Source organism: Saccharothrix luteola (genome assembly GCF_020859565.1).
Taxonomy (GTDB): domain Bacteria; phylum Actinomycetota; class Actinomycetes; order Mycobacteriales; family Pseudonocardiaceae; genus Actinosynnema; species Actinosynnema luteola.
Genome location: NZ_JAJHUO010000001.1, coordinates 130,341 through 154,808 on the forward strand (window position 1 = coordinate 130,341; position 24,468 = coordinate 154,808).

Here is a 24,468-nt window from a genome sequence, read left to right on the forward strand (position 1 = left end):
CCGTCCGTTCCGGTTGTGCGGAACAAGGTTGCTGGAGCGGCCGCATGCGCCGCGACGAGCCGAAGTCGATGGCGGCGGGCCGAAGGTCTACACCTCGGGTTCGACTTTGGTCGGATGCCGTGGGGCCCGACCCGGCCGTACCCTAGTGATCATGGTGGTCCCGGCGGACCCGCAGGATCGGAGCCCGCTAGCGGTGGGCTTGATCAGCGATGCTGACCACGATCCGGTACGCCCGGCCGAGCGCACGGTCCGCGGCCGGGTGGTCGACGCGGCGTGTTTCCTGCTGGCCGTTGGCGTGGTGGTGCTGACCCTGGCCGACGACCGCGCGCAGCACATCGCGCCGGGCCCGCTCACCGTCGACCTCGTCCTCGGCGGCCTGTGCAGTCTGGGGGTGTGGCTGCGCCGGCGCTGGCCGGTCGGCCTGGCCGTGGCCGTGGGTCTGGTCGGCGTCTACGCGACGTCCGCCGGGGGCGCGGCGCTCATCGCGCTGTTCACCGTCGCGGTGCACCGGCGCTTCGCGGTGGTCGCCCCGATCGCGGCCGGGTGCGCGCTCGTACCGTTCCTGACGCTGCTGGTTCGGCCCGACGTCCCGGTCGGGTCCCCGTCGGAGATCGTGCTGGGCGTCGTCTTCGGCGTCGCGGCGCTTGCGTGGGGCATGTTCGTACGGGCCCGACGCCAGTCGCTGCGAGAGCGGGCTGGGCGGGTCGAGGCCGAACAGGAACTGCGCGTCGCCGAAGCCCGCCAGGGCGAACGCAACCGGATCGCCCGGGAGATGCACGACGTGCTCGCCCACCGGCTGACCCTGCTGAGCCTGCACGCCGGGGCGTTGGAGCTGCGCCCCGACGCCGCGCCCGAGGAGGTCGCCCGTGCCGCCGGGGTGGTCCGCGACAGCGCCTACCAGGCGCTGGAGGACCTTCGGGAGGTGATCGGCGTCCTCCGCACCGGTGTCGACCGGTCCGACGAGACGCCAGAACGGCCGCAGCCCACTCTGGCCGACCTCCCTGACCTCGTCGACCAATCGCGGCGCGCCGGGATGCGGGTACGGCTCGACTGGCAGACCGACGCGCTTTCCGCCGTACCGGCTGGTGTGGGGCGCAGCGCGTACCGGATCGTGCAGGAAGGGCTGACCAACGCCCGCAAGCACGCCCCCGACGGCGAGGTGGCCGTCACCGTCCGGGCAACCCCGGGCGACGGCGTGACCGTCGAGATCCGCAACCCGTGCCCGATGGGCACCGGCGGTGGTACCGGGATTCCCGGCGCCGGCATCGGCCTCATCGGGCTCACCGAACGGGCCGCCCTCGCCGGCGGACGCCTCGAACACGGACCCACCCCGGGCGGTGAGTTCCGGCTCTGGGCCTGGCTGCCGTGGCCTACCCTCTGATCGCGGCCGGGGTCGGTCCGTGGCCCGGCTGGCAGAGAGAAGGAGCCAACGTGAACGCAGCGGTGCGGGTCCTCGTCGTCGACGACGACCCGCTCGTGCGGGCCGGCCTGGCGATGATCATCGGCGGCTCACCCGACCTGATCGTGGTGGGCGAGGCCGGCGACGGAAGCGAAGTAGCCACTGCCGTCAACGCCTGCGCCCCGGACGTGGTGCTGATGGACATCCGCATGCCCACCCTCGACGGCCTCGCCGCCACCGAACAGCTGCGTGCCCGACCCGACCCACCCGAGGTCATCGTCCTGACCACCTTCGACGCCGACGAGCACGTCCTGCGCGCGCTGCGCGCCGGGGCCAGCGGCTTCCTGCTCAAACACACCCCACCTGCCGAGATCCTGCGCGCGATATCGCGGGTCGCAGCCGGCGAACCCATCCTGTCGCCGACCGTGACCCGACAGCTCATCGCCCACCTCAGCGACACCGGCGCCGCCGCCCGGCAACGGCACGCCACCACCGCGCTGGATCAGCTCAGCGAACGCGAACGCGAGGTCGCCATCGCCGTCGGGCGGGGCAAGTCCAACGCCGAGATCGCGGGCGAGCTGTTCATGAGCGTGGCCACCGTGAAAGCCCACATTTCCCGCATACTCACCAAACTCGATCTCAACAACCGTACCCAGGTCGCCCTGCTCGCCCACGACGCCGGCCTCACCGACTGACACCGGAAGCCTTCCGACCCCACGCACGAGCCGCTTCGCATCAGACGTCCGTGACGGGGAACGTGAGTTCGGCGGTGTGCAGTTGCCCGTTGTGCCGGAACTCCAGGAACAGGCGGTGGTCGCCGGGGTCGCCGAACCACACGTCGAATGTCAGGGTTCCTTGCAGGACCGGGATGCCCACCATCTCCACCGGGTGCAGGTGGGTGGTGGACAGCTGCTCGGTGTGGAACGCGGTGACGTGCCCGTAGGCGCCGAGATGAGGTTCCAGCGACTCCACCCGGGCACCCCCCGGCTCGCTGATGGCCAGCCGTATCTTCGCCGGGCCCCTCAGCGGGAGGGTGAGACCGCCCTGCACCGCGACCCGGTAGCCGAACTCGGTGGTGGTCTCCGTGCTCGGCGAGGGCAGCGCCGCTTTCGTCGTGTCACCGGGAATCTGGAACGGCGCGCCGAGCACGACCGGCTCGGGGTGCCGGGCCGTGCTGGGAGGGATGAACTCGGCGTACATCCGGAAGTGACCGTCGCCGGGTAGTGAGACCGTCGTGCGCCAGATGTCGCCGTCGGGCTCGGGGTGCACGTGCCGGTACACGCTGAGGTCGTCCCGAACGACGAAGAAGTGCAGCTGCTTGGTCATGTTGAGCTGGAACCCGGTGGCAGGCCGCTGGTCCGGGCCGATGATCCGGAACGCGAGCGGCACGTCCTCACCGCGCCGATCGGGCACCTCGACCGGCTCGAGCCGGTACCCCTCGAACGAGTCGGACCGCCCCGCACCCGACGCCACGCTCGTCACGGGGGCCGCCACGTGGTTCCGGTGCGCCGGCGCGGCGTCTCCCCGGAACACGACCAGCGCCGCCACCACGAGGATCACCGCGGCCAGTCCCGCGATGACAAGGTCGGCAACGCGAAGCTTGCGCACGGTCGGTCCTCTCGAATCGGCAGAACGCCCCTGCGGTCGCGACAGCGGGAAGGCCGGCAAACCCGTACAGCAGAGTCGTCCGAAACTACAGGCCGGTAAGGGACCAGGATTGGCGAGTTCCCGCCAAACACGGCCGACCTCACCTGCCACTCCCGCCGACGCGCCACGCCACCGACCTGTCCGGCTCGACGAGAAGAACCCCTGCCGCCTCCGAGTGGCGAAGAGGGGTCGGATCGGGCGCCCGTGGTGGGGACCGGACATCGGTGGGCGCTCACCGGTCCTGGCCCCGAGGTGCAGCCGCACCTGCCGGCCGAGGGTCAGCCTCGGCGGCCGGCCAGGCCGTCCAGCACGCGTTCGAGCCCGTAGCGGAACGCGTCGCCGCGCGACTCCTCCGCCGGCACCTCCGCCGCCGTCGCCAGGGCGTGCAGGCGCGGGTAGGGCTTCGTCGCCTCGACCAACGCCGGGCGGAGCTGTCGCACCCACTCCTGCTCGCCGCGCCCGCTCCGGGCCAGCGCGGTCAGCCACGCCGCCTCCGTGGTCGCCGTGCCGATCACGTACGCCATCACGGTGCTCAGCGCCCGGTCCGCCTCGGGCAGCGCGAAGCCGGCCGCTTCGAACAGGGCCAGCATCCGCTCGTTGAGGCGCATCACGTTCGGCCCCAGGTACGCCAGCCCGGCCTGACCCAGCACCGACGCGATCCACGGGTGCCGCACCAGCACCGTCCGCGCGCTCTCGGCGCAGGTCGTCACCGCGGTCCGCCAGTCGTCACCCGGGGCGTCGGGAACCTCGATCTGGCCGTAGACCTCGTCGACGACGAGTTCGAGCAACTCGTCCTTGTTGGCCACGTGCCGGTACAGCGATGTCGCGCCGGCGTCGAGGCGCGCGCCGAGCTTGCGCATGCTCAAGGCTTCGAGGCCATCGGTGTCCAGCAGGTCGAGGGCCTCGGCCACGATCTGCGCGCGGCTCAGCGCGGGCTGGTCCCGTCGTCGTTGCGGACGCGTCCACACCGACGCCACGCGCTGCTCCTCGGCCGGCATCGGGCCTCCTCTCGTGACCCGAACCCTAACGCACGATGTGCGCGTGTTGCGTACAAAGAACACGTCTGCGTACAGTGTTCGCATATCCGGAACACCGTACGCAGGAGGCGAACCCTGATGGCTTTCGACCACGCCCACTGGCAGCGTCGGTTCGATGAACTGCGCGCCGCGCACCGCGTCCCGGGCGCCGCCCTCGCCGTGCTCGTCGACGGTGAGCTGCACGAACTCGCCACCGGCGTCCTGCACCGCGGCACCGGTGTGGCGGTGACGACCGACTCGGTGTTCCAGGTCGGCTCGATCACCAAGATCCACACCGCGACGCTGGTGATGCAGCTCGCCGAGGAGGGCGCACTCGACCTCGACGCGCCGGTCCGCGACGTGCTGCCCGACTTCGAGGTGGCCGACCCGGAGGCCTCGAAGACGATCACCGCCCGGCAACTGCTGTCCCACACGAGCGGCCTGACCTGCGACTTCACCCACGACACCGGACGCGGCGACGACTGCCTCGCCGCCTACGTCGACGCCGCCCGCGACGTGCCCCTCGACTGTCCACCCGGGACGGCGATCTCCTACAGCAGCGTCGGCTACAACGTGCTCGGCCGGATCGTCGAGGTGCTCACCGGCCAGACCTGGGACGCGGCCCTGGCCGACCGGCTCTGCGCACCCCTCGGCCTCACGCACACCGTGACGCTGCCCGAGGACGTGCTCCGCTTCCGCGCGGCGATGGGCCACCTCGGGGAGGCCGGCGCAGATCCCGAGCCGGCGCCGGTCTGGAACCCGCTGCCGCGCTCGGCCGGGCCGTACGGCGGGGTCCTGTGCGCGACCGCGGGCGACGTCCTCCGCCTCGCCCGGATGCACCTCGACGGCGGGATCGCGGCGGACGGCACCAGGGTGCTGCGCGAGGAGACCGCGGCGGCGATGCGGCGCCGCGAGGTCGACTGCCCCGACAAGTGGACCGTCGACTCCGACGGCTGGGGCCTCGGCTGGACGCTCTACGACTGGGACGGCACCCACGGCTTCGGTCACGACGGCGCGACGATCGGCCAGTACGGCTTCCTGCGGGTAGCCCCGGAAGCCGGGGTGGCCGTCGTGCTGCTGACCAACGGCGGCGGCGCCCGGCGGTTCTGCTCCGACCTCCTGCGCGACCTGCTCGGGGAACTGGCCGGCATCCGGCTGCCCGAGCCGTTCGGCCCGCCCGCGCGGCCGGTGGCGATCGGACTCGGCGACCGCGCGGGCACCTACCGGCGGGAAGGCGTCGAGATCACCGTCTGGGAGCACGACGGCCTTCCGCGCCTGCGCTACGCGTTCGTCGACGGCATGGCGGGTCTCGCCCCGCCGATCGAGTCGGACCTGGTCCCGGTGTCGGAGGCGGTGTTCGCCGGCCGCGCCGACGGCGCCTTCAGCGACGACTGGATGCCGGTCGTGTTCTCGACCCTCACCGACGGCACCGGCTGCGTCTACGTCGGCATGCGCGCGACACCGAAGACCGGCTGACCGGGTCGACCTCGGCTCACCTCCAGGACCAGACGCCGGGCGTCGGCGAGGTCTGTCCCTCGCTGATCGTCTGTCTTCGCCGCTGAGCGAGGAGAACGAGTCCGGTCGGACCAGCAGTGCTCACGTGCAGCTCCGGACGTGACCGGTCAGAGCGGGGTGTCGATGAGGAGGTCGAACCACGCGACGAACCGCTTGCCCGCGTTGACGAGCTTCGTGCGGTTGGACCGCATGAACGTGGTGATGCCGTCATCGGCGTTGCCTCCACCCTTCACGTGATCGGGTACTTCTCGTCCATCCCGTCGGCGCCGTCTCCACGATTCGACCGGATCCGGGGAACGAGGTGGCCGCCGGACTGGTCGTGACCGCCGGCGCGGCAGCGGTACGCGCGCCGACACGGTCACGCCCTGCCGCCGGTTCGCCCACCGCGGCCGACGAAGCGCGTCGCGGGGCACCGAGAACCGGCTCTCTTACCCGGTCGTGGTGCTCAGGTGGTGACGCCGCTGAGTTCGTTCGGCTTCTGGGCCAGCGACGCGCTCGCCGTGATCGTGCCGGCGGCGAGGTCGATCCGGTGCAGCTGCTGCTTGTTCGGGTCCGACACGTAGACGGTGCCGCCCCTGACGAAGATCGCGGGCCTCGGCTGCTGCCACTCCAGGGGTTCCTGCCAGGTGTCCGTCACCGGGATGGTGCGGGTGACCTCGGCCTTGACGGGGTCGATCACGTGGATCTTGCCGTCGGTGCCGAGCACCAGCGCTTCACCCTGGGGACCGCGGGCCAGCGAGCGGAAGGTGTAGCCGGCGCCGAGGTCGACGAGCTTGAGCGTGCCGGTGGTGGTGTCGATCAGCGAGATCTGCGTGGGGCGTTCCAGCTCGGCGTCGGCGTCCTGCTTGTAGTCGCCGAGGACGATCGGTGAGTGGTCGCTGCCGGCCTGATTGCCGATCCGGCCGTACTCCGTGGGGCTCTTCACCTTGGTGATCGCGCCGTTGCGGTAGATCAGCACCCCGTTCTGGCAGCCGATGACAACGACCTCGTCCTTCGCGGTCGCCTCGCCGTGGACGCCGGGGCAGTCCTCGTTGCGGGTGATCTCCTCGCGGTTGGAGTCGAGGACCTGGATGCCGACGCGCTTGTCCTTGTTGCCGAGGGTGGAGATCAGTTCGCCGTTGGCCAGCTCGATCGCGACGCCGTGGTGCGGTTCGGGAGCTTTGTAGGTCTCGACCTTGCGCTCCGAGCTGTCCAGCGTGGCTGGATCCACGATCCGGACCTCGCCGGTCGCGTCGGTGAACAGCACGGTGCGCCCGGCGTGCCGGACGACGTGGCCCGGCTCGGCGCCGGGGAACTCGATGTCGGTCAGCTCGCCGCGGGCGGCGTCGAGCACCCGGAACCCGTTCGACGTCGACACCACCAGGTGCTTGTCGTCGCCCGCGGGGTTGAGCCGGTTGAAGCCCGCCAGCTTGACGTCGGCCTTGACCTCCAGCGTCTTGCCGTCCAGCACGTAGATCCCGCCGTCATAGGTGACGGCGACCGGTTCGGCCACCGAGCCGCCCGAAGCGGGCTGCCGCGCCTGCCCCGCGCCGCACCCGGCCAGGACCAGCGTCGAGGCCACTGTGGACACCACGGCTGCCGTCCACGTTCGCGACCAGCTCTTCATCTGCTTCTCAACCTTCTCTTCACTCGGTGTCGGGTCAGTCATCGGTGAGGCCGCGCACGATGGCCTCGGTGTTGGCGCGCGTCATCTCCAGGTAGGTCGCGGCTCCGCCGCCGGCCGCGGTGAGCGACTCCGAGTACAGGGGGATGACCTCGACGTGCACGCCGGCCTGTTCGGCGAGCACGCGGGCCAGGCGGTCGGGTTGCGAGGAGTCGGCGAAGATCGCTCCGACACCTGCCGTGCGGACGGCTTCCGCGAGCGAGGCCAGGTCGGACGCGCTGGGCGAGGCGAGCGTCGTGCCGCTGGGGATCACGGCACCGACGATCCGGAAGTCGAAGCGCTGGGCCAGGTAGCCGAAGACGTGGTGGTTGGTGACGAGCTTGCGGCGCTGCGCCGGGATGGCCGCGAACCGTTCACCCGTCCAACTGTCGAGCTCGTCGATCTCGGCGAGGTAGCGCGCGGTGTTGGCCCTGACGGCGTCGGCGTCGATGCCGTCGACGTGCTCGATGACGCGCTCGCCGATCACCTCGACCGCTCTGCGCACGCGCTTCGGGTCCGTCCAGAAGTGCGGATCCGGCCGGCCGGCCACGTCATCGGCGGTGTAGCGGATCGGGTCGACCTGGTCGCCGACAGCCAAGGTCGGCACGTCGGCCTGCTCGGCCGCGTGGACGTGCCGGAGCACGCCCTCCTCCAGTCCGAGTCCGTTGTAGACGACGAGCGCGGCGCTCTCCAACCGGGCCGATTCCTGCGCGGAGATCGCGAACGAGTGGGGGTCGGCGTCCGGTTTCATCAGCACCGTGACCGGGGCCGCGTCGCCGACGACGTTCCGCGTGATGTCGCCGAGGATGTTGGTGGTGACCACGATCCCGTTGCGCCGTCCGTGTGCGCTGCCGCACCCGGCGAGCACCAGCAGGAGGGCGCAGGTCACCGCGAGGAGTCGCTTCACCGTCCGGTCTCCACCATGTGCGCCGGCTCGATCTCCAGCCGGATGGTCCTGGCGACCCGCAGGTCGTCGTTGTAGTCGATCTCGTGGACGGCCCGCGCGCGAGCGTCGTTGACGTAGGCGCGGTTCGGGTCGACCTCGATCACCGGTGGCGCATCACCGTCGGGGACGGGCTCGCCGAGAACCTGGCGTTGTGCGATCTGCCTGCCGGTCCTGGTGTCGTAGGAGTGCAGGACGCCGTCCGCGGTCAGCGTCAGCAGCGGTCCCCCCTCGCCGACCGCGTTCACGGCGGTGACAGGTCCGGTCTCGACCAGCGTCCACTTCTTCGCCCGCACGTCCAGCGACCAGACGCCCGGGTGCCCGGCGTTGGCGGCGAGCGTCGTGCTGCCGGGCCGGTGCCTGAACTCGACGGCGCGCTCGGCCTCGGGCACCGCACGGGGATACGGGATCGCCTCGCCCGCGAAGGAGCCGTCCTTCCCGCTCACCACGAGCGCCCCGTCGGCGCAACCGAAGACGACGCCCCGCCGGGTCACCGCCTGGCCGCGCGGGCTCTGGCACGCCTGCTCGATCGTCGTCACGTCCTTGCCGTCCCTGGTCTTGACCGTCACGCGATCGGATCCCGCGACCAGCAGGTGCTCGGCGTACGGCACCGCGACCCCGCTCTTGAGCTCGCCGCGCGCGGTCACCGCGCCGGTGTCGAGGCCCTGCCGGTCCAGCAGGGTCGTGTCGCCACGGTCGAACGCCACGGCCGTGACGGTGGGGTCGCTGTCCGCGTTCACCACCCCGTTCCCCGCGACCGAACCGACGTCCCTGGCCTGAGCGCGGTAGTAGTGCACGTGGTCGCCGTGATCGACCATCCAGGCACCGCTGTCGACGATGCGCACCGATCCCCTACCGGTGACGTACGCGAATCGGCCGTCGCCGGTGATCGCCCGGACGCCGTCCACCCGGCCGACCTCGGTGACTTCCTCCGTGATCAGGTCGACGACCCGCACCGCCCCGGTGCGCCCGTCGGCAACGACCAGCCGGGACTGCGCCTCCCCCGTCTCCTCCGCACCCTCGACGTAACCGTGCGGCACCTCCTCTTGCACGCGCTCCGTGCCACAACCGGCCAGCGGCAGCACCATGACCACCGCGGCGATCAGCACCGCGTGCTGCCCGCCCGCGCCGGACACACGCACCCGGTCACGCACCTGGGCACCCAACGCCGCCAGGAAGAACAACGCGACGGCGACCAGCGCGATGGTCGCCCCCGCGGCGGTGCCCGCGTGCCACGAGACGAGCAGGCCGGCGACGGTGGCGGTCACACCCAGCACCGCCGCGCCGAGCATGATCGTCGGAATGCGGCTCGCCCAGTACGTCGCGGCGGCGGGTGGCGCGATGAGCAGACCGAACACGAGCAACGTGCCGACCACCTGGAACGACGCCACGATCGCCAGCGTCACCAGGCCGAGCAGCACCGCGTGCGCCAGCCGCGGGCGCATCCCCAGCGTCTGCGCCTTGCGCGGGTCGAAGGTCGACGCCACGAACGCGCGATGCCCCCACAACGCGACCGGCGCGGCGACAGCCAGGGCCACGGCGAGGTGACCGAGGTCCTGCGCGCGAACGGCGAGCACGTCGCCGAAGAGGAACGCGGTCAGGTCCACCGCGAACGACTCGGAGTGCGACACGAGGATCACGCCCAGCGCGAGCATGCCCACGAACAGCAGCCCGATGCCGGTGTCCTGCGAGAACCGCCGGGTACGTCCGAGTGCCGTCACACCGAACGCCATCGCGCCCGCGCTCGCCGCGGCACCGACGAACAGGTTGCCGCCCAACAACGACGCGATCGCAACGCCGGGCAGCATCCCGTGCGACATCGCGTCACCGAGGAACGCCATGCCGCGCAACACGACCCACGTCCCGGCAAGCGCACACAGGCACGAGACGAGCACGCCGGCCCACAACGCCCGCTGTACGAACGAAACCTCGAAGGGGGCAAGCAACCAGTCCACGCCGAGGACCGTATATTGAAAATGAGAATCATTACAAGAACGTGGAGGGTGTCGTGGCACACACGTCGGAGCAGTCCACTTCGGACCAGTCCGCCGTACGGCTTCGCGGGCTGTCGGCCGGCTATGCCCGGCACACGGTGCTGCACGAGGTGACAGCGGAGTTCCCGCGCGGCAAGGTGACGGCGGTCGTGGGCCCCAACGGCTCCGGCAAGTCCACGCTGCTCGGCGTCCTCGCCGGAGTCATCACCCCCGCGATGGGCGACGTGGAGATCGGGACGCGGCGCCCGGCGTTCGTCGTCCAGCACAGTGCCGTCCCGACCGGACTGCCGATCACCGTGTGGGAGACCGTCGCCATGGGCAGGTGGGCGCACCGCAGCCCGTGGCAACGGCTGACCAGAAAGGACAAGGAGTTGGTCGGCGCCTGCCTGGACCGGATGGGTATCGCCGACCTCGCGCAGCGCCGGCTCAGCTCACTGTCCGGAGGGCAACGCCAGCGCGCACTCCTCGCGCAGGCGTTCGCGCAGGAGTCCGACCTGCTGCTCCTCGACGAACCCGACGCCGGTCTCGACGCGCGGGCCCGGCGCGACATCTCCATCGCGATATCCGACGCACGGGCCAACGGCGTGACGGCCATCCACGTCACGCACGACTTGGACGAGGCATCGCGGGCGGACCACTGCCTGGTGCTCCGGAACGGACGGCTGGTCGCCGATGGAGACCCGCACGCCGTTATCCAAGACCTCCGGGTGGAGCAGATGCCGGCATGAGACCGACAGGACGGATGCGCACCTGGAGCTTCCAGAAGCCGTTGGCGGTCTCCGCGGACGGTTCACCGTGACGGAGGTCTGCCAGTCGGGCTCGTTGCGGTCCCGGCACCCGTGCGCACGCTCTGCCAGAACTCGCGGTTTGCCGGGTGTGGCGCGGGTCACCGGTCACACCGGTGTTCCGCTCGCCCTGATGTCATTGACCGCTGTCGACGCCGCGGGGCAGCAGCATGACGGCCAGCGCCGGGATCGCGGCGAGGACGAGCCAGGGCACGGCGTGCGGGAGGCCCAGGTCGAGCAGGGAGCCGGTGGCCGTGCTGCCTACGAGGACGATCAAGCCGGAGACGGAGGACAGGGCGCCGGTGTAGAGGCCGAGCCTGCCCTCCGCGGCGAGGTCGGGAACCCAGGCGCGGGCTGTCGGGACCACCAGCATCTGGCCGACGGTGAGCAGGACGACGAAGCCCGCCGCCGGTGCCAGTCCGGCGACTCCCGTCCACGCGGTCGGACCGACGGCGACGACGACGAAACCGGCGGAGATGAGCAGCAGCCCGATGGCCATGGACCTGCGCAGGTCCAGCCGGTTCGCGGCCCAGCGGGTGACCGGCAGCTGGGCGGACACGACGAGCAGGGAGGACAGGGCGAACAGCCACGCCAGGGGCGCCTGCGAGCCCGCGGCGCGCGTCACCTCGTCCGGTAGCGCGAGGTAGAACTGGTTGTAGGCCAGCAGGTAGGCGCCGTACGCGCCGCACAGGGCCAGGAAGCGGCGGTTGCGCAGCATCGCCCGCACGCCGCCTCGCCCGGAGACCCGGGTCCGGCCGGGGATGTGTTGCGGCATCAGCCACGCGTGCCCGGCGAGGACGAGGACGAAGACCACGGCGCCGGCGAGGCAGACGGTGCGGAAGTCCACGGCGAGCAGCAGCGCGCCCAGCAGCGGGCCGACGAACGCCCCGGCCTGGCCCGCCACGGTGAACAGGGCCAGCACCCTGGTCCGCGGCCCGGTGCCCGCCTGCTCCCACGTCACCGCCTGCCGGGCGACCTCGGATTCGACCGCCGGGGAGAACAGCGCGGCGGCGAACCCGATCAGCAGCACCGCGCCGATGACCGTCGCGGGCCGCTCGGCGTAGCCCAGCCAGGCGAACCCGGCGATCCGCAGCGTGCAGCCGGCGAGCACCACCGGCCGGACCCCGTAGCGGTCGACGAGCGCACCGCCCAGCACGAACAGGCCCTGCTGGCTGAAGGTCCGCAGCCCCAGCACCAGCCCGACCAGCCAGCCGACCATGCCGATGGAGCCGAGGTGTTCGGAGAGGAACGGCAGGACGGCGTAGAAGCCGACGTTGAAGGCGAGTTGCGTCAGGATCAACAGACGCAGCAGCGGGGACAGGGTCTTCCACGTCCGCTCGCGCCGTAGTCCTTGTTTCCGGGAACGCTTCACCGTCCCGGAGATCAATTCCGTCATGCGGAACCCTCACGGGCGGTGACGGCTGGGGTGTGTCGCATCGGGGTCGCTTCGGGCCCTGGTCGCCGCGGTGTCACCGAGGCCCCGCGTGCCCGTGTCCACCGTGGTGGGCGGACTCCGCCGGCCGCGGTGACCGCCGACGCACCCGGCAGGGTCAGCCGGCCGATCCCGGGGACGTCGAAGATCTGCTCGACCGCGACGGAGCCACCGGTCAGGCCGACGACGAACAGCCCGAGGTTCGGCAGCAGCTCGCCCACCGTCCGCCGTGCCAGACCAAGCCGCCGGTGCCCGGGGCGCACCCTGATGCAATGCTTATGCACCTGCAAACCATATGCAATAAATTCCCCACAGTGAAGATGCACCAGTGACCAGCGGCTTGATCGGCGTCACAGCGAACACGAAGAACCGAAATCCTGGCGTTCGTGGACCTGCCTCGTGATCCTCTTGGTGCGGGTGTCGACGCCTTCGGTACAGCCGTTGCGTAGGGCAGGGTGAGGCCGGCCGCGGCGAATCTGGTCCTGACTAAGCGTAGCCGGCCTCGAGCAGTTCGCGCGGTTCGACGGCGGTCGCGTCCAACTCGAGGCAACGGCCCATCGCGTGGCGCGCCGCTCCCCCGTCACCGAGGGCCAGGTGGCACTGTCCGGCGCGGTACCAGGCGACGGCGCCGGCGCCGGTGGCCAGTTCCCCGGCGTGCTCGTACCAGCGCGCCGCCTGCTCGACGTGGTCGATCGCCAGGTAGGCGTCGCCGACGGTGGACCGGGCCTGCACGCAGTACGGGTCCAGAGCGATCAGCCGCCCGCACAACGCGGTCACCTCGTCGTGATCGGCCGGCTCGACCCCGAGGGCAAGACGCAGCCGCATTTCCACCAGGTAGCGCTCGTCCTCCAGGACGATCAGCTCGTCCGCCGCGTCCCGACCGCCCCGGGAGACCATCTCGGCGTGACAGGACTCCGCCAGGTCCGCCTCGTCTGCCGCACGTGCCCGGTCCGGTTCCGCGGCACTCAACAGCGCGACCGCACGGTGGAACCGGCTCCGCACGAGCGCGGCCTCCCAGGAGTCCTCCGCCGCCGGCACGGCGGGGAACACCGACCGGCCGATCCGTTCGAACCGCCACGCCACCGTCAGGTCGAGCCCGCCGTGCAGCGTGTGCCCGATGCCCTGGAACGCCGACGCAAGGCGTACGACCGGGTCCTGAGCGTGTTCCGCGAGCTCGCGGAACACGGCCAGCGCACGGTCCCGCAGGCCGGGCGTCGCCACGGCGACCTTGGCGAGGTCGTACCGAAATCGCTGGTGGGCCGCCGACCCGTCGGAGGACCGGTCCAGGTCGGCCAGGTCCAACGCGAGCCGGTGATAGGACAACTGCGCCAGCTGGACCACGACCAGGCTGCGTCGCCGCCAGTCCAGCGTGTCGATCCGCTCGATCGAACGCACCAGCGTCCGCCAGGCGGGTGTGCGCCGCTCGGACGGCAACGCGCTCGGCGCGCCGGCGTCGTAGCCGGCCAGGCCGGCGTGCCGGATGACCTGGTGCCGCAGACCGGGCACGCTCACCCGGGAACACCACGACCACCGGTCGGACGTCTCGTCCAGCCACTCGTTGACCGACCGGATCAACCGCAGCCGCACCGGCGCCAGGTCGCTGGCGCCCATGTCGACCAGCGGGCGCCAGAACGGCTCGAGCCGGTTGTGCGGCGGTGCCGGCCGACCGGTCACCGTGGGCAGCGAACCACGCCGGTCCGACCGGGTGTAGACGCGTCGGAAGGCGCCCGCCGGCCTGCCGGCCGTGCTCTCAGTCACCGGACGGGCGGCGGTAGGTGGCGACCAGCAGACCGGAGGCCCAGTCGACGAGCGTGGCCACCAGGTCGGGTTCCCGCACGATCTCCTCGCGCAGCCGGTGCACCCGCGGCAGGTGCTCGTCGGTCCACTTGGGCTGCGGCAGCAGGTCGTCGGCGAGGAACAGCGCCCCGTCGGTCAGGTGCCGGTACACCAGGTCGCGCCGTTCGAACTTGGCCGTGGTGGTGTCGACGAAGACCAGGTCGAACGGCGGCCCGTCATAGGTTTCCAGCCATTCGGTCGCGTCGGCCGTGACGACGTGCACCCGCGGATCACCCGCGAAGGTCTTCCGGCAGGCGTCGGCGATCCTCGGCGACTGCTCGATGGTGGTGAGCGTGGCGTCTTCGTCCATGCCGTCGAGCATCCAGCCCGTGCCGACACCGGTCTGCGAACCGAGCTCGAGCAAGCGGCCGCCCGGTTTGCTCGCCGCCATCGTGCGCAGGAACGCGCCGGTCTCCGGTGTGGACGCCAGGGTCAGGTTGGCCCGACGTGCGATGTCCCGTGCCCGTGCCGCGAGCGGCGGCTCCGGCACGACCACCGCGTCGGTGGTTGGTTGCGTCATCTGCTTTCCTTCGCTGTCTCAGTTTCCCTTGGCCGCCGCGGTTTCCGACTCGCGGACGAATCGCCGCGCCCAGATCTCCAGCAATGAGCCGCGCAGCAGCCAGTACGCCACGACCCCGCAGAAGACCCCGACGACGCCGAAGTCGAGTAGCTCACCCAACAGCCAGGCGATCGGGAGCTGCGCGACGATCGCGGCGGTGAGGTTGCCGTACATGTCCAGCTTCGTGTGCCCGAACGCGCGGACGATGCTCACGTTGGTGAGGTTCCAGGCAATCAGCGGGATCACAACTCCGATCACGATGAGCGCCTGACCTACCTGTGTCCGCACCTCGGGGAACGTGGTGAACACCGCCGCGATCTGCTCGCGCAGCAGGATCAGGGCAACGCCGACCGCGAACCCGGGCAGCAGCAACGTCGACCGCCCGGCCCGCCACGTTCCCCGCACCCGGCTGGTGTCACCGGTCCCGATCGCACGTCCGACGAGGATCCGCACCGCCGACGAGAACGCGGTGCCCAGCCCGTAGCACAGCACCATCACGTGGAAGGCGATCCGGCCACCGCCGAGCGCTGCCGTGCTCAACCCACCGACGATGGCGAAGAACACCGCCGTGCTCGCGTAGTCCAAAGCGGTCGACACCATCGCCGGGACGGCCAGGCGCGGGATCGACGTGTCGAAGCCGACCGGTTCGGGATTGCTCGTGCGCAGCCGCTGCCACAGCTTCGCGCGCACGGCCAGGGTGACGAGCAGCAGCAGGCTCAGCAGCGAGGACAGACTGGTCGCCAACCCGTTGCCCACCGCGCCGAGCCGGGGGAACGGTCCGGGGCCGTAGATCAGCAGCCAGTCCAGCACGATGTTGCTTCCCGCGGTGAACAGTCCGGCCAACATGGGCAGCCGGGCCAGCTTGTAGGCGTTGAACGTGGCGGCGACGGCGCCGAAGATCACGCCGAACACCAACGTCGGCGCGACCGCGGCGAGGTACTGCCCGCCCATGACCGCGGCATCCGGTCCGGCGTCCGACGCGACCAGCCGGGTCAGCTGACGGCCGAACAGCACGGTGACCGCGACCACCAGCACCACGACGACAGCGGACAACTTCGCGGTCGACCGAAGCGACGCGGCGATCCGCCTGCCGTCGTCCCTGCCGGCCAACCGCGCGGCGAGGATCTGGTGGCCGGCCACGGTCGCGAGTGCGAGCGTGCTGAACACGTCGAAGACCGCGGCGGCGCTCGCCACCGCCGCGAGCGGCAGCGCGCCGTAGTGGCCCATCATGGCCGTGTCGATGACCCCGGCCAGCACGGAGGACAGCACTCCGACCACGAACGGCAGGCCTAGTCGGAGGATCGCGCGCCGGTCGGAGTCCGGTGCCGCGTCCGTGGCATTGGTGCTCATGTCGCTCCCGCGTCCGGTTCGTCGGGTCAGGCGGAAACACCGGCCTGTTCGAGGTACTCCCGCGGCTGCACGGCGGTCGTGTCCAGCTCCAGGCACCGGCCCATCGCGTTCACCGCGTCGCCCAACCGGCCGAGGATGTGGTAGCACTGCCCGGCCCGGTACCACGCCATCGCACCGGCACCGGTGCCGAGCTCGCCGACCCGCGTGTACCAGCGTGCCGCCTCCTCGTAGGAGCCGATCGCGGCGTATCCGTCGGCGACGACCAGCCGCGCCTGCAGGCAGTGGGGATCGATGGCGAGCAGCTGATCACACCGCCGGCGGACCTGGGCGGTCAGCTCCGGGTCGGGTGCCCGGCTCACCGCTTTGATCAACGACTCCAGCACGATCCGGCGGTTCTCCACCGCCACGTACTGGTCCGGGCCGTTCTCGGGCACGGAGGAGAACAGTCGTTCGCTGAGTTCCCAGGCCAGCATGACCTCCGTGTGCGTTTCGGCGAAGTTCCGCTCCCGCATGCGCAGCAGGGCGGTGGCGCGGTGAAACCGGCTGGTCATCAGCAAGTCGAGCCAGGTGGCGTCGGCGCCGACGGATGGCTCGCCGTAGGACTCGAACCGGCGCGCCAACTCCAGGTCGCGCCGCATCCGCACCGCGTAGCTGATGCCCTGTCCGGCCGCGGCCAGCCGCAGGACCGGATCGTCGGACCGAGTGGCGAGGTGCTCGAACAGGTCGGCCGGTGACTGGGTGGGCGCGGACAGGTAGACGTTGGCCCTGGCGACCTCGTACAGGTAGTGGTCGGTCTCCACCGACCCGTCCGGCCGGTGGTCGGCGGACAGCGCCGCGGCGACGCCGTTGAACGACAGCTGCACGAGTTGGAAGATCACCAGCCGCCGGCGCAGCGGCGGCAGGTCGGCGAACCGATCGAGCGCGTCCACCAGCACCCGCCACTGCCTGGTGCGCAACCGGTCGGGCAGCTCGCGCGGGTCACGGCAGGCGTACTCCGCCAGGCCGGCGTGCCGGATCACCTGGGTGCGCAGGCCGACGACGGAATGGCGGGCGAACCACGCCCACGAGGTCGACTCCTCGTCGGCGAGCCAGTCGTTGACGTAGCCGATGGCCTGCAACCGCATCGGCGCGTACCGACTCGGCGCCATGTCGATCAGCGGTCGCCAGAAGATGGCGAGCCGGTTGTGTTCGATGCCGGGAAGGCCCGTCGGGCAGGGGAAGTAGCCGTGCGGATCGGTCCGGTCGTACACCGGGTTGATCTCCGGCTCAGTTCGCGCGGCCATGACTCTCCACGAAGGACTGGATGTGATCGAACAAAACTGCCCGGTTCCGGTTCGACGTCACCTGGTGGCCCTCGTCGTCGAACCGCAGGTAGGTGACGTCGACGCCGAGATCACGGGCGGCGGCGACGAACTCGTCGACTTCGTCCACCGGGATCCGCGGATCGCGCACGCCGTGGGCGATGAACAGCGGCGGGCAGTCCTCCGTCAGCCGGTGACGGGGAGACCGCTCACGCAGCACTTCGTCGGCGTCCTCGCGAGGTACGGCGCCGAGGATCTGCCTGCTCAGCGAGCCGGCGATCGGGCTGAAGAAGGCAGGCGACCGAGTCGCCAGCCGCACCAGGTCGCACTGCGGGCTGATCGCGATCGCATAGCGGACCAGGTCGGGCCGCGTGGTGGCGGCCACCAGCGCGGCGTAGCCGCCGTACGACGAGCCGAAGAAACCGACCCGATCCTGGTCGACCAGGCCGCTCGCGACGCCGTGCGCGACGCCGTCGTAGAGGTCCTGCTGCATGGCGCCGCCCCACTCGCCAAGCCCCGCCCGCCGGAACTCCCTGCCGAACCCGCGCGAGCCGCGGAAGTTCAGGTGCAACGAGGTGAGCCCCAGCAGCGCCAGGTACTGGGCATCCGCGTGGAACCGCCAGTAGTCCCGTGCGGCCGGTCCCCCGTGCACCATCACCACGGTGGCGGCCGGCTCGGCGGGCGCGTCCCGAGGCGCGAGGCGGTAGCCGACGATCGGTTTCCCGTCGGTGGCCCGGTAGCAGAACGAGGTGAGCTCCGGTAGTTCGCCTCGTGGCAGGTCCGGGCGGTTGACCAGTAGCGTGGCGTGTTCTCCGGTTGCCGGGCGGCACCGGACGTACTCCAGCGGCCCGTCGTCGTGCACGACGCAGACCAGCCACACCTCGTCGGTCGCGTCGCGGTCCAGTATCAGCGGTTCCGCGCCGTCCGCCGCACCGAGGTGGCCGGCGACGGCCGCGACCTTCTCGGCCATCCGGCTGGTCAGCGGAAGCTGCTGGAACCGCTCGCCGAACACCGCGCACAGGTCGGGCGTCGCGGTGATCGGGTCGAACCACACGCCGTCCGGGCCGATCGGGTAGCCGGCCAGGTCGAGTTCGTCGTGCCGGGCGATCTCGGTGATCTCGCCCGTCTCGGTGTCGATCCCGAGCAGTCTCCTGGTCGGGGCGTCCGTGCTGGTCAGGAGGTACAGCGTGGTGCCGTCGGCGTTGAACCCGGGCACGGCGAGGTCGGCAACCGCGTCCGGTTCGATCGGGATCGTGGTCTCGCGCGCCCCGCCGGACGCCCTGACGACGACCGTCGAGGCGCCGTCACGACCGAGGCGCACCCCGCCGCGCGGACGGGACTGCCGGTCGACCAGCCAGCGGTGGTATCCGGGGTTCGGCTCGTCGAGCAGGACTGGCCGGGGATCGTCCAGGTCGACGTGCCAGAGCCGCGTCACCCGGCTGCCGGGTTCGCGGGCGCTGTAAACGACACCGGCGTCCCCCGGCCAGTACTCGGTAACCGGACCGGTGGCCACCGGAACCACCTGGTCGGCGTCGAGGTGGTAAGCCGTCAGTGCCCAGGTCTCCCGGCCACGCGGTGCGTGCAGGAAGGTCAACCACCTGCCGTCCGGTGTCCACCGCGGGTCACGCACCGCGCCGTCCTCATACGTGGCGACGAGCCGAACGGGGCCGGGACCGTCGGCCACGGACGTCATCACGCACACGGCGTCGCCTGACCCGGTCCGCCGCACGAACACGACCGCGGTGCCGTCAGGCGAGAGCCTGGGCGAGGTGTTGGTCTCCAGCGCCCGCAGCGCCGACCTGAGCACCGGCGAGATCGGCGGCCGGCGCGGTGCGGCGCGGGTCATCGCGATGCCCCGGTCAACTCGTCGCCCAGCGGGTCCTCTTCGGGATACACCCCGGCGGCACCGCGGGACACGCCCATGGTGAGTGTGTAGATCGGGCCGTGGCGACGTCGGGACAAGCCGTGCATCGCCAGGTAGGCGCTGTCCTGCTGAGCCGGGGTCACCAGCGTGCTCAGGCCGTAACCGGCGCCGAGGACGATCAGGTCCTGGGCGACGGCGCCGGACCACGTGTACAGGCTGCGCAGCCCGGTCTCGCCGGGCCGCCGGCGCTGGTAGGCCGGGAAATCCGCGACCAGGCCCAGCGTCCAGCTGGCCGATGACGGGGAGCGCATCCCCTGGAGAGCCGCGATCATGTCGGTGCGCAGGTCGCCCGCGCGCACCAGTTCGATGCTGTGCTCGCGCGGGTGGTACCGGTAGGCGCCCGGCTCGACGCCGCTCACCCGGTACGCGGCAACGCAGATCTCCCAACCGGCGCCGATCGCGTCGGCACCGTCACGCAGGTGTGCCAGGCCGTACCGCAGCAGGCCGGACAGCACCGCCGCGGGCACCGGGCGCCGGACGTAGCTCCGACCGGACCGCCGGCTCAACAGCAGGCGCGAGATCGGCACATCAGCGGGTTCGGCGGGGTCGGGCAGCGCCACCGGGCGACCGCCGGGCGGCTCGGTCGACGCAGGTGCCCCGGAGGGGTCGGCGTCCGCTGCGAAAGGCCGGGCACCCGGGCGCCGCGATGCGACGTAGAACTGATCCGACGGATGCCACCCGCGACGCTGCCAGTGCCGCAGGCCGGGCACCAGCGCCGCCCTACGGACCTCGTCGGCCGGGTCGGCCAGGTCGGCGTGCGGGCGTTCGTCACGGAGGATCGCCTCGGCGAGGTCGACCGGGAGATGGCGGGTGGTCCGGCCGGTCACCGTGTCAGCGACCTCGATCTCGGCCTTGTCGACCTGCGCCACCGGCCGGATGCGCGTGCCCACCGGCCAGTCGACGCCATCAGGCCTGATCGTCTCGGGTGGGAGAGCGTGGATGATGGCTGGTCCGTCGGGTTCCGCGGGTTCAGCGGGTTCGGCAGGGCGGGCCTCGGTGGTTTCCGACTCGACGCCGCCCCACAGACCGACGCTCATCAGGTATCCCTCGGCCATGCCGTCGAGTCCGAGCAGCGACTCGACCGTTGGCGCATCCGTGGCGTCGTCGACGACGGCGCGCAGGCCCGCGGACTCGGCGGCGAGCCGCACGGTGCCTGCGACGTGTCCGGCGTCCATGTGCACGGTGCGAAACGTCCTCGGCTCGCGATAGCGGTACATGTTGCGCTCGAAAACGCTCGTAACGACGACGATCGCGGCGGCGGAGGCGATGTTCGGGAACACCGACCGAATCGTCTTCTCGTCCACCCCGTCGGACCTGACGAGGCGAAGGCTCAACGGCCGCGTGGTCACGTGGTACCAGCCGGAACGCATGCCGGGTACCTGGCGGACGGCGACATATCCTTCCGTGGGATGACGCCCACCACCGGACGGTGACGTGCGACGCAGCAAAGGCGCGGAATCGGTGATCGGAATACGTTCCCTGATGACGCCGAAGGCAAGGGAAACCGTGGCCAGAAACGCGTCTTCGCTAAGGGGGCGCTTGAGCGTCGACCCCCTCCAGAACGTCGAGGCGGGCGCGCTCTCGACAATGTCGTCGTGCGGCTCTGGAACGTCGATGCCCGGCTGCTCGAGGTAGTCGGCCTTGTACCGGTCGTCGTCAGGCTCGACGGCCTGGTAATCGCGCATGCGCGACTGATCGATACCGATCGCGGCGGCCTCCGAATAATCCACGCAGGGATAGTCGAACGCCAGGAAGTGGTACTCGGCAGCTTCCCGCCAGCCGGCGCGGTCCCACTCCTCGACGAGTTCGACCAGCCATTGCTGGTCGGGATCCGCCGATATCGACTCCGTGTCCACGAGCAGGCCGCGGGCGACCAGATCCGAGATGCGCGCCGACCAGGCCTCTACACCACTGGTAGATCCGGTGAACTGGGCCAACCTGGCCGCCAGCGCGCCCGGTTCCGTCGGCTCCGCAGCGGCGGCGAGCACGGCCGCGATCGACCGCGTCACGGTGAACCGGCGCTTGCGAAGAAGGTCGTCGACGACCCAGCGATTCCCCGTGGCGTCGTTTGGCGGAATGATCCGGGCCGCCGGATTGAGCCGCACGAGCATTGTCCCCCCATAACTGGTTCGACATTGACTACAGGGGCGGAGCATGGCCGACCACATTTACCTGATCGGCCATGCCCCGCCTATCTGACCGATCAGTAGATGTCGGCCTGCAGGAGCATGACCTCGTACTCGGCCGTCTCCTCGACCTCGTTGGCCACCTCAATCGCCACAGCTGCCTCCATTGCATTCACCCCCTCTGTTCCGTGGATAACATCGACCGCGACCGACACCGGAAATGGGTGTCAAGCATCACGGCCAGGACAGTGGATTGGCAAGGAATGCCACGAACGCCCATCCGCAACGTTCAGCGCTCGCACGACGGCCACGCCAGGTTGTAGTGCCATGAATCCCCCCGGTCCATTGCAGCACTCATGTTGAACACCTGGCCGCCGCCTCGCCGATGAGCGGATGCTCCCGGCGTCGCTGCGGTATATCCCGATGGTGTCAGGTCAGCGGTTCCGTCTGTGTCGGGCGAACACCCGACAACCGGAGATGGCCCGTCCGCTGCCAACCGGTTCGCGTACTACGCGGGATGATCCTTTACGACGCGGTCGACAACGGCGTGATCGACACCGAACGAGTACGCGACGCGTTCGCCAGGCTGCCGCCGCCCAGCGCGGCGGACGGTCGACTGGTGCTCGCGGTGGACGTCTCACCCTGGCTGCGCCCGCACGGCAACACCTGCCCGGACCGCTCCTTCCGCCACACCTACGGCAACGCCTGGATCGACCACACCGCACCACTGAGCCGAAGACTCCCGTCTCCTGGTGCGAGACGGGCCGGCCAGTCCACCGCCTCGTTCGACGCGGTCTTCTCCGACGCAGGTACCTGCCCGCTCATCATCAGCGAGTTCGGCGGCACCGAACCGGTAGACCTCCTGGCCGCTGAGCTTGAACTCGCGGTCGGCGCGCGTGGTCCCGGCGTAGACGTCCGGGTCCACTCGGTCATCTGTTGCATGAGGTCGAACCGATTCGAGTCGCCTCGACAAGTGTCATCGCAGTATCCGGCACAGCACAAAGCTGGGATGAGCCCGGAACGCCCATCGGCACCGTTGACAGCTTTCGCGATCATACCTAGGCTCATGCGAACCGGTTCGATACGGTTTCTCGCCGATCCCGCGCCTTCCTCCCTCTTCTGGAGGACTCCATGGACGCTGCTGTCCAGACCGACCCAGGCACACCTCGACATCGGCGACCGGGCGACCAACGACCGCACCGAAGTCGTGCGATGGTCCACCCATCGGGCGCGCCGACCGGCGGTGCCGATTCGTCCCAACCTGATTCCGAGAAGCCGATCCGGGTCCACGGCGGGGCTTCCGGACACGGCGGGCATCCCCGCCGTGGTGCACACGAAAGGCATAGATTGGTATGAGAAGCCGATCCGGCCGCCTCACGGCGGCCGTCGCAACTGCATTCGCCCTCGCCATCACCGCCGGACCGGCCGTGCTGCCCGACGCACCGAGCGCCCAGGCCGCCGCATCCGGACCGTGTGACGTCTACGCCTCGGGCGGCACACCGTGCGTGGCCGCGCACAGCACGACCCGGGCGCTGTACGGCGCGTACAGCGGTGCGCTGTACCAAGTAAAGCGGTCCTCGGACAACACCACGCGGGACATCGGCGTGCTCAGTGCGGGCGGTGTGGCCAATGCCGCCACCCAGGACTCGTTCTGCGCCGGCGCGACCTGCCTCATCAGCATCATCTACGACCAGAGCGGCCGGGGTAACCACCTCACGCAGGCGCCCCCAGGCCACTGGCCCGGCCCGCTTCCCGGTGGGTGGGACAACCTCGCCGTCGCGACGGCCGCCCCGGTCACCGTCGGCGGCCAGAAGGCCTACGGCGTCTACATCTCGCCCGGCACCGGTTACCGCAACAACCGGACCAACGGCGTCGCGACCGGCGACCAGCCCGAGGGCATCTACGCCGTCGTCGACGGCACCCACTACAACCAGTGGTGCTGCTTCGACTACGGCAATGCGCAGACCGACGGCGTGGCCGACGAGCGCGCCATCATGGAGACCGTCTACTTCGGTGCCAACCGGCAGTGGGGTTACGGGGACGGCACAGGTCCCTGGGTCATGGCCGATCTGGAGTGGGGCCTGTTCTCCGGCGTGAACGCGGGTACAACCGGAACCCGCCCATCAACCACCGCTTCGTGACGGCGATCGTCAAGGGCGAGCCGAACCACTGGGCGATCCGGAGCGGGAACGCGCAGTCGGGTGGCTTGACGACCGTGTTCGACGGGCCACGCCCCGCCGGCTACCACCCGATGAAGAAGGAGGGGGCGATCCTGCTGGGCATCGGCGGCGACAACAGCGTCTCCGGCGCCGGTACGTTCTACGAAGGCGTCCTGACCTCCGGCTACCCGTCGAACGCCACCGAGGAGGCCGTACAGGCCAACATCGCGGCTGCCGGGTACGCCCCACCCGGCGGCGGCACCCCACGGCAGAACGTCCAGGTCGTGGGCAGCCAGTCCAACCGGTGCGTCGAGGTGCCGAACGGCTCCACCGCCAACGGGCTCCAAGTGCAGCTGGCGGACTGCCAGAGCGTCGACCGGCAGCGCTGGACCTACACGTCCGACCGAAGGCTCCAGATCTACGGCAGCAAGTGCCTCGACGCCAACGGTCAGGGCACCGGCAATGGCACCCAGGTGATCATCTGGGACTGCAACGGCCAGGCGAACCAGCAGTGGAACGTCAACTCGAACGGCACCATCACCGGTGTGCAGTCCGGCCTGTGCCTGGACGCCGACGGCGCCGGGACGGCCACCGGCACGAAGATCATCCTTTGGTCGTGCCACGGCGGCGTGAACCAACGATGGGGCCTGCGCGGTTGACCGGATCCCGTCGCCGGGCTTCGTTCCCCTCCCGACCGGCCGGGTCAGCACAGCCGATGTCACCACGGGCCTGGCGCCCGACAGCGGCGGCACCGCTGTCGGGCCCGGTCGTGCTCGGACAGGCCGCGACCGTCGACGGCCACGCCGGCGCGTTCCACCCCTGGCACGGCATCGCCGGCTC

Annotated in this window: 17 protein-coding genes and 2 pseudogenes; 6 read left to right on the forward strand and 13 right to left on the reverse strand. The window is 70.7% G+C overall.

Going from position 1 to position 24,468, the window contains the following annotated elements; translation table 11 throughout:
- Positions 1–28 precede the first annotated feature (28 nt).
- On the forward strand, positions 29–1,381 hold the full coding sequence (locus LNK82_RS00485; protein ID WP_230564864.1) for a sensor histidine kinase: 1,353 nt from the start codon (positions 29–31) through the stop codon (positions 1,379–1,381).
- Between the two features lie 50 nt (positions 1,382–1,431).
- The gene (locus LNK82_RS00490) at positions 1,432–2,094 is read left to right on the forward strand and encodes a response regulator (protein WP_230564865.1); all 663 of its coding nucleotides are present in this window, start codon (positions 1,432–1,434) and stop codon (positions 2,092–2,094) included.
- A 40-nt stretch (positions 2,095–2,134) separates the two neighbouring features.
- Here LNK82_RS00490 and LNK82_RS00495 read toward each other — a convergent pair whose 3' ends face one another.
- Together LNK82_RS00495 and LNK82_RS00500 are read right to left on the reverse strand one after the other, a co-directional pair.
- On the reverse strand, positions 2,135–3,007 hold the full coding sequence (locus LNK82_RS00495; protein WP_230564866.1) for a DUF8832 domain-containing protein: 873 nt from the start codon (positions 3,005–3,007) through the stop codon (positions 2,135–2,137).
- A 317-nt stretch (positions 3,008–3,324) separates the two neighbouring features.
- Positions 3,325–4,044, reverse strand: a complete 720-nt coding sequence (locus LNK82_RS00500) for a TetR/AcrR family transcriptional regulator (protein ID WP_230564867.1) — start codon at positions 4,042–4,044, stop codon at positions 3,325–3,327.
- 117 nt (positions 4,045–4,161) lie between these two features.
- Here LNK82_RS00500 and LNK82_RS00505 point away from each other — a divergent pair, with 117 nt between their 5' ends.
- The gene (locus tag LNK82_RS00505) at positions 4,162–5,538 is read left to right on the forward strand and encodes a serine hydrolase domain-containing protein (RefSeq protein ID WP_230564868.1); all 1,377 of its coding nucleotides are present in this window, start codon (positions 4,162–4,164) and stop codon (positions 5,536–5,538) included.
- 146 nt (positions 5,539–5,684) lie between these two features.
- Here the strand turns inward: LNK82_RS00505 and LNK82_RS46450 are convergent, their stop codons facing one another.
- The 4 genes and pseudogenes from LNK82_RS46450 to aztB all read right to left on the reverse strand — a co-directional run.
- Positions 5,685–5,810: a hypothetical protein gene (locus LNK82_RS46450; protein WP_268995570.1), complete on the reverse strand. Its 126-nt coding sequence runs from the start codon at positions 5,808–5,810 to the stop codon at positions 5,685–5,687.
- Positions 5,811–6,022: 212 nt separating this feature from the next.
- Positions 6,023–7,183, reverse strand: coding sequence for a zinc metallochaperone AztD (aztD, locus tag LNK82_RS00510; protein WP_230564869.1), 1,161 nt, complete (start codon positions 7,181–7,183; stop codon positions 6,023–6,025).
- 34 nt (positions 7,184–7,217) lie between these two features.
- Positions 7,218–8,126, reverse strand: a complete 909-nt coding sequence (aztC, locus tag LNK82_RS00515) for a zinc ABC transporter substrate-binding protein AztC (RefSeq protein ID WP_372470379.1) — start codon at positions 8,124–8,126, stop codon at positions 7,218–7,220.
- A 1,172-nt stretch (positions 8,127–9,298) separates the two neighbouring features.
- Positions 9,299–10,117 (reverse strand): annotated as a pseudogene (gene aztB / locus LNK82_RS00520) (zinc ABC transporter permease AztB); the annotation flags it as partial.
- A 53-nt stretch (positions 10,118–10,170) separates the two neighbouring features.
- Between aztB and aztA the strand changes: the two are divergent.
- Positions 10,171–10,884 (forward strand): zinc ABC transporter ATP-binding protein AztA, encoded by a 714-nt coding sequence (gene aztA, locus LNK82_RS00525; RefSeq protein ID WP_230564870.1) that lies wholly within the window; start codon positions 10,171–10,173, stop codon positions 10,882–10,884.
- Between the two features lie 193 nt (positions 10,885–11,077).
- On the opposite strand, the gene LNK82_RS00530 is transcribed toward aztA, so the two are convergent.
- The 7 genes from LNK82_RS00530 to LNK82_RS00560 form a co-directional block, all read right to left on the reverse strand.
- The gene (locus tag LNK82_RS00530; protein WP_230564871.1) at positions 11,078–12,337 is read right to left on the reverse strand and encodes an MDR family MFS transporter; all 1,260 of its coding nucleotides are present in this window, start codon (positions 12,335–12,337) and stop codon (positions 11,078–11,080) included.
- A gap of 522 nt (positions 12,338–12,859) precedes the next feature.
- The gene (locus LNK82_RS00535; protein WP_230564872.1) at positions 12,860–14,131 is read right to left on the reverse strand and encodes a tetratricopeptide repeat protein; all 1,272 of its coding nucleotides are present in this window, start codon (positions 14,129–14,131) and stop codon (positions 12,860–12,862) included.
- A complete protein-coding gene (locus LNK82_RS00540) occupies positions 14,124–14,729 on the reverse strand; it encodes an O-methyltransferase (RefSeq protein WP_230564873.1) in 606 nt (201 codons plus the stop codon). Before LNK82_RS00540 ends, LNK82_RS00535 begins: the two co-directional genes overlap by 8 nt.
- Before the next feature lie 18 nt (positions 14,730–14,747).
- Entirely contained in the window at positions 14,748–16,118 is a 1,371-nt protein-coding gene (locus tag LNK82_RS00545; RefSeq protein WP_230564874.1) for an MATE family efflux transporter, read from the reverse strand.
- Between the two features lie 26 nt (positions 16,119–16,144).
- Entirely contained in the window at positions 16,145–17,401 is a 1,257-nt protein-coding gene (locus tag LNK82_RS00550) for a hypothetical protein (protein ID WP_230564875.1), read from the reverse strand.
- Positions 17,385–19,265, reverse strand: a complete 1,881-nt coding sequence (locus tag LNK82_RS00555; RefSeq protein WP_230564876.1) for a S9 family peptidase — start codon at positions 19,263–19,265, stop codon at positions 17,385–17,387. The genes LNK82_RS00550 and LNK82_RS00555 overlap by 17 nt, the downstream gene beginning before the upstream one ends.
- Positions 19,262–21,454: a SagB/ThcOx family dehydrogenase gene (locus tag LNK82_RS00560; RefSeq protein ID WP_230564877.1), complete on the reverse strand. Its 2,193-nt coding sequence runs from the start codon at positions 21,452–21,454 to the stop codon at positions 19,262–19,264. Before LNK82_RS00560 ends, LNK82_RS00555 begins: the two co-directional genes overlap by 4 nt.
- A gap of 532 nt (positions 21,455–21,986) precedes the next feature.
- Here LNK82_RS00560 and LNK82_RS00565 point away from each other — a divergent pair.
- Together LNK82_RS00565 and LNK82_RS00570 are read left to right on the forward strand one after the other, a co-directional pair.
- Complete coding sequence (locus LNK82_RS00565) at positions 21,987–22,946, forward strand: transposase (RefSeq protein WP_230564878.1); 960 nt, start codon at positions 21,987–21,989, stop codon at positions 22,944–22,946.
- A pseudogene (locus LNK82_RS00570) lies at positions 22,897–24,287 on the forward strand (arabinofuranosidase catalytic domain-containing protein). Before LNK82_RS00565 ends, LNK82_RS00570 begins: the two are co-directional and overlap by 50 nt.
- Positions 24,288–24,468: the final 181 nt, after the last annotated feature.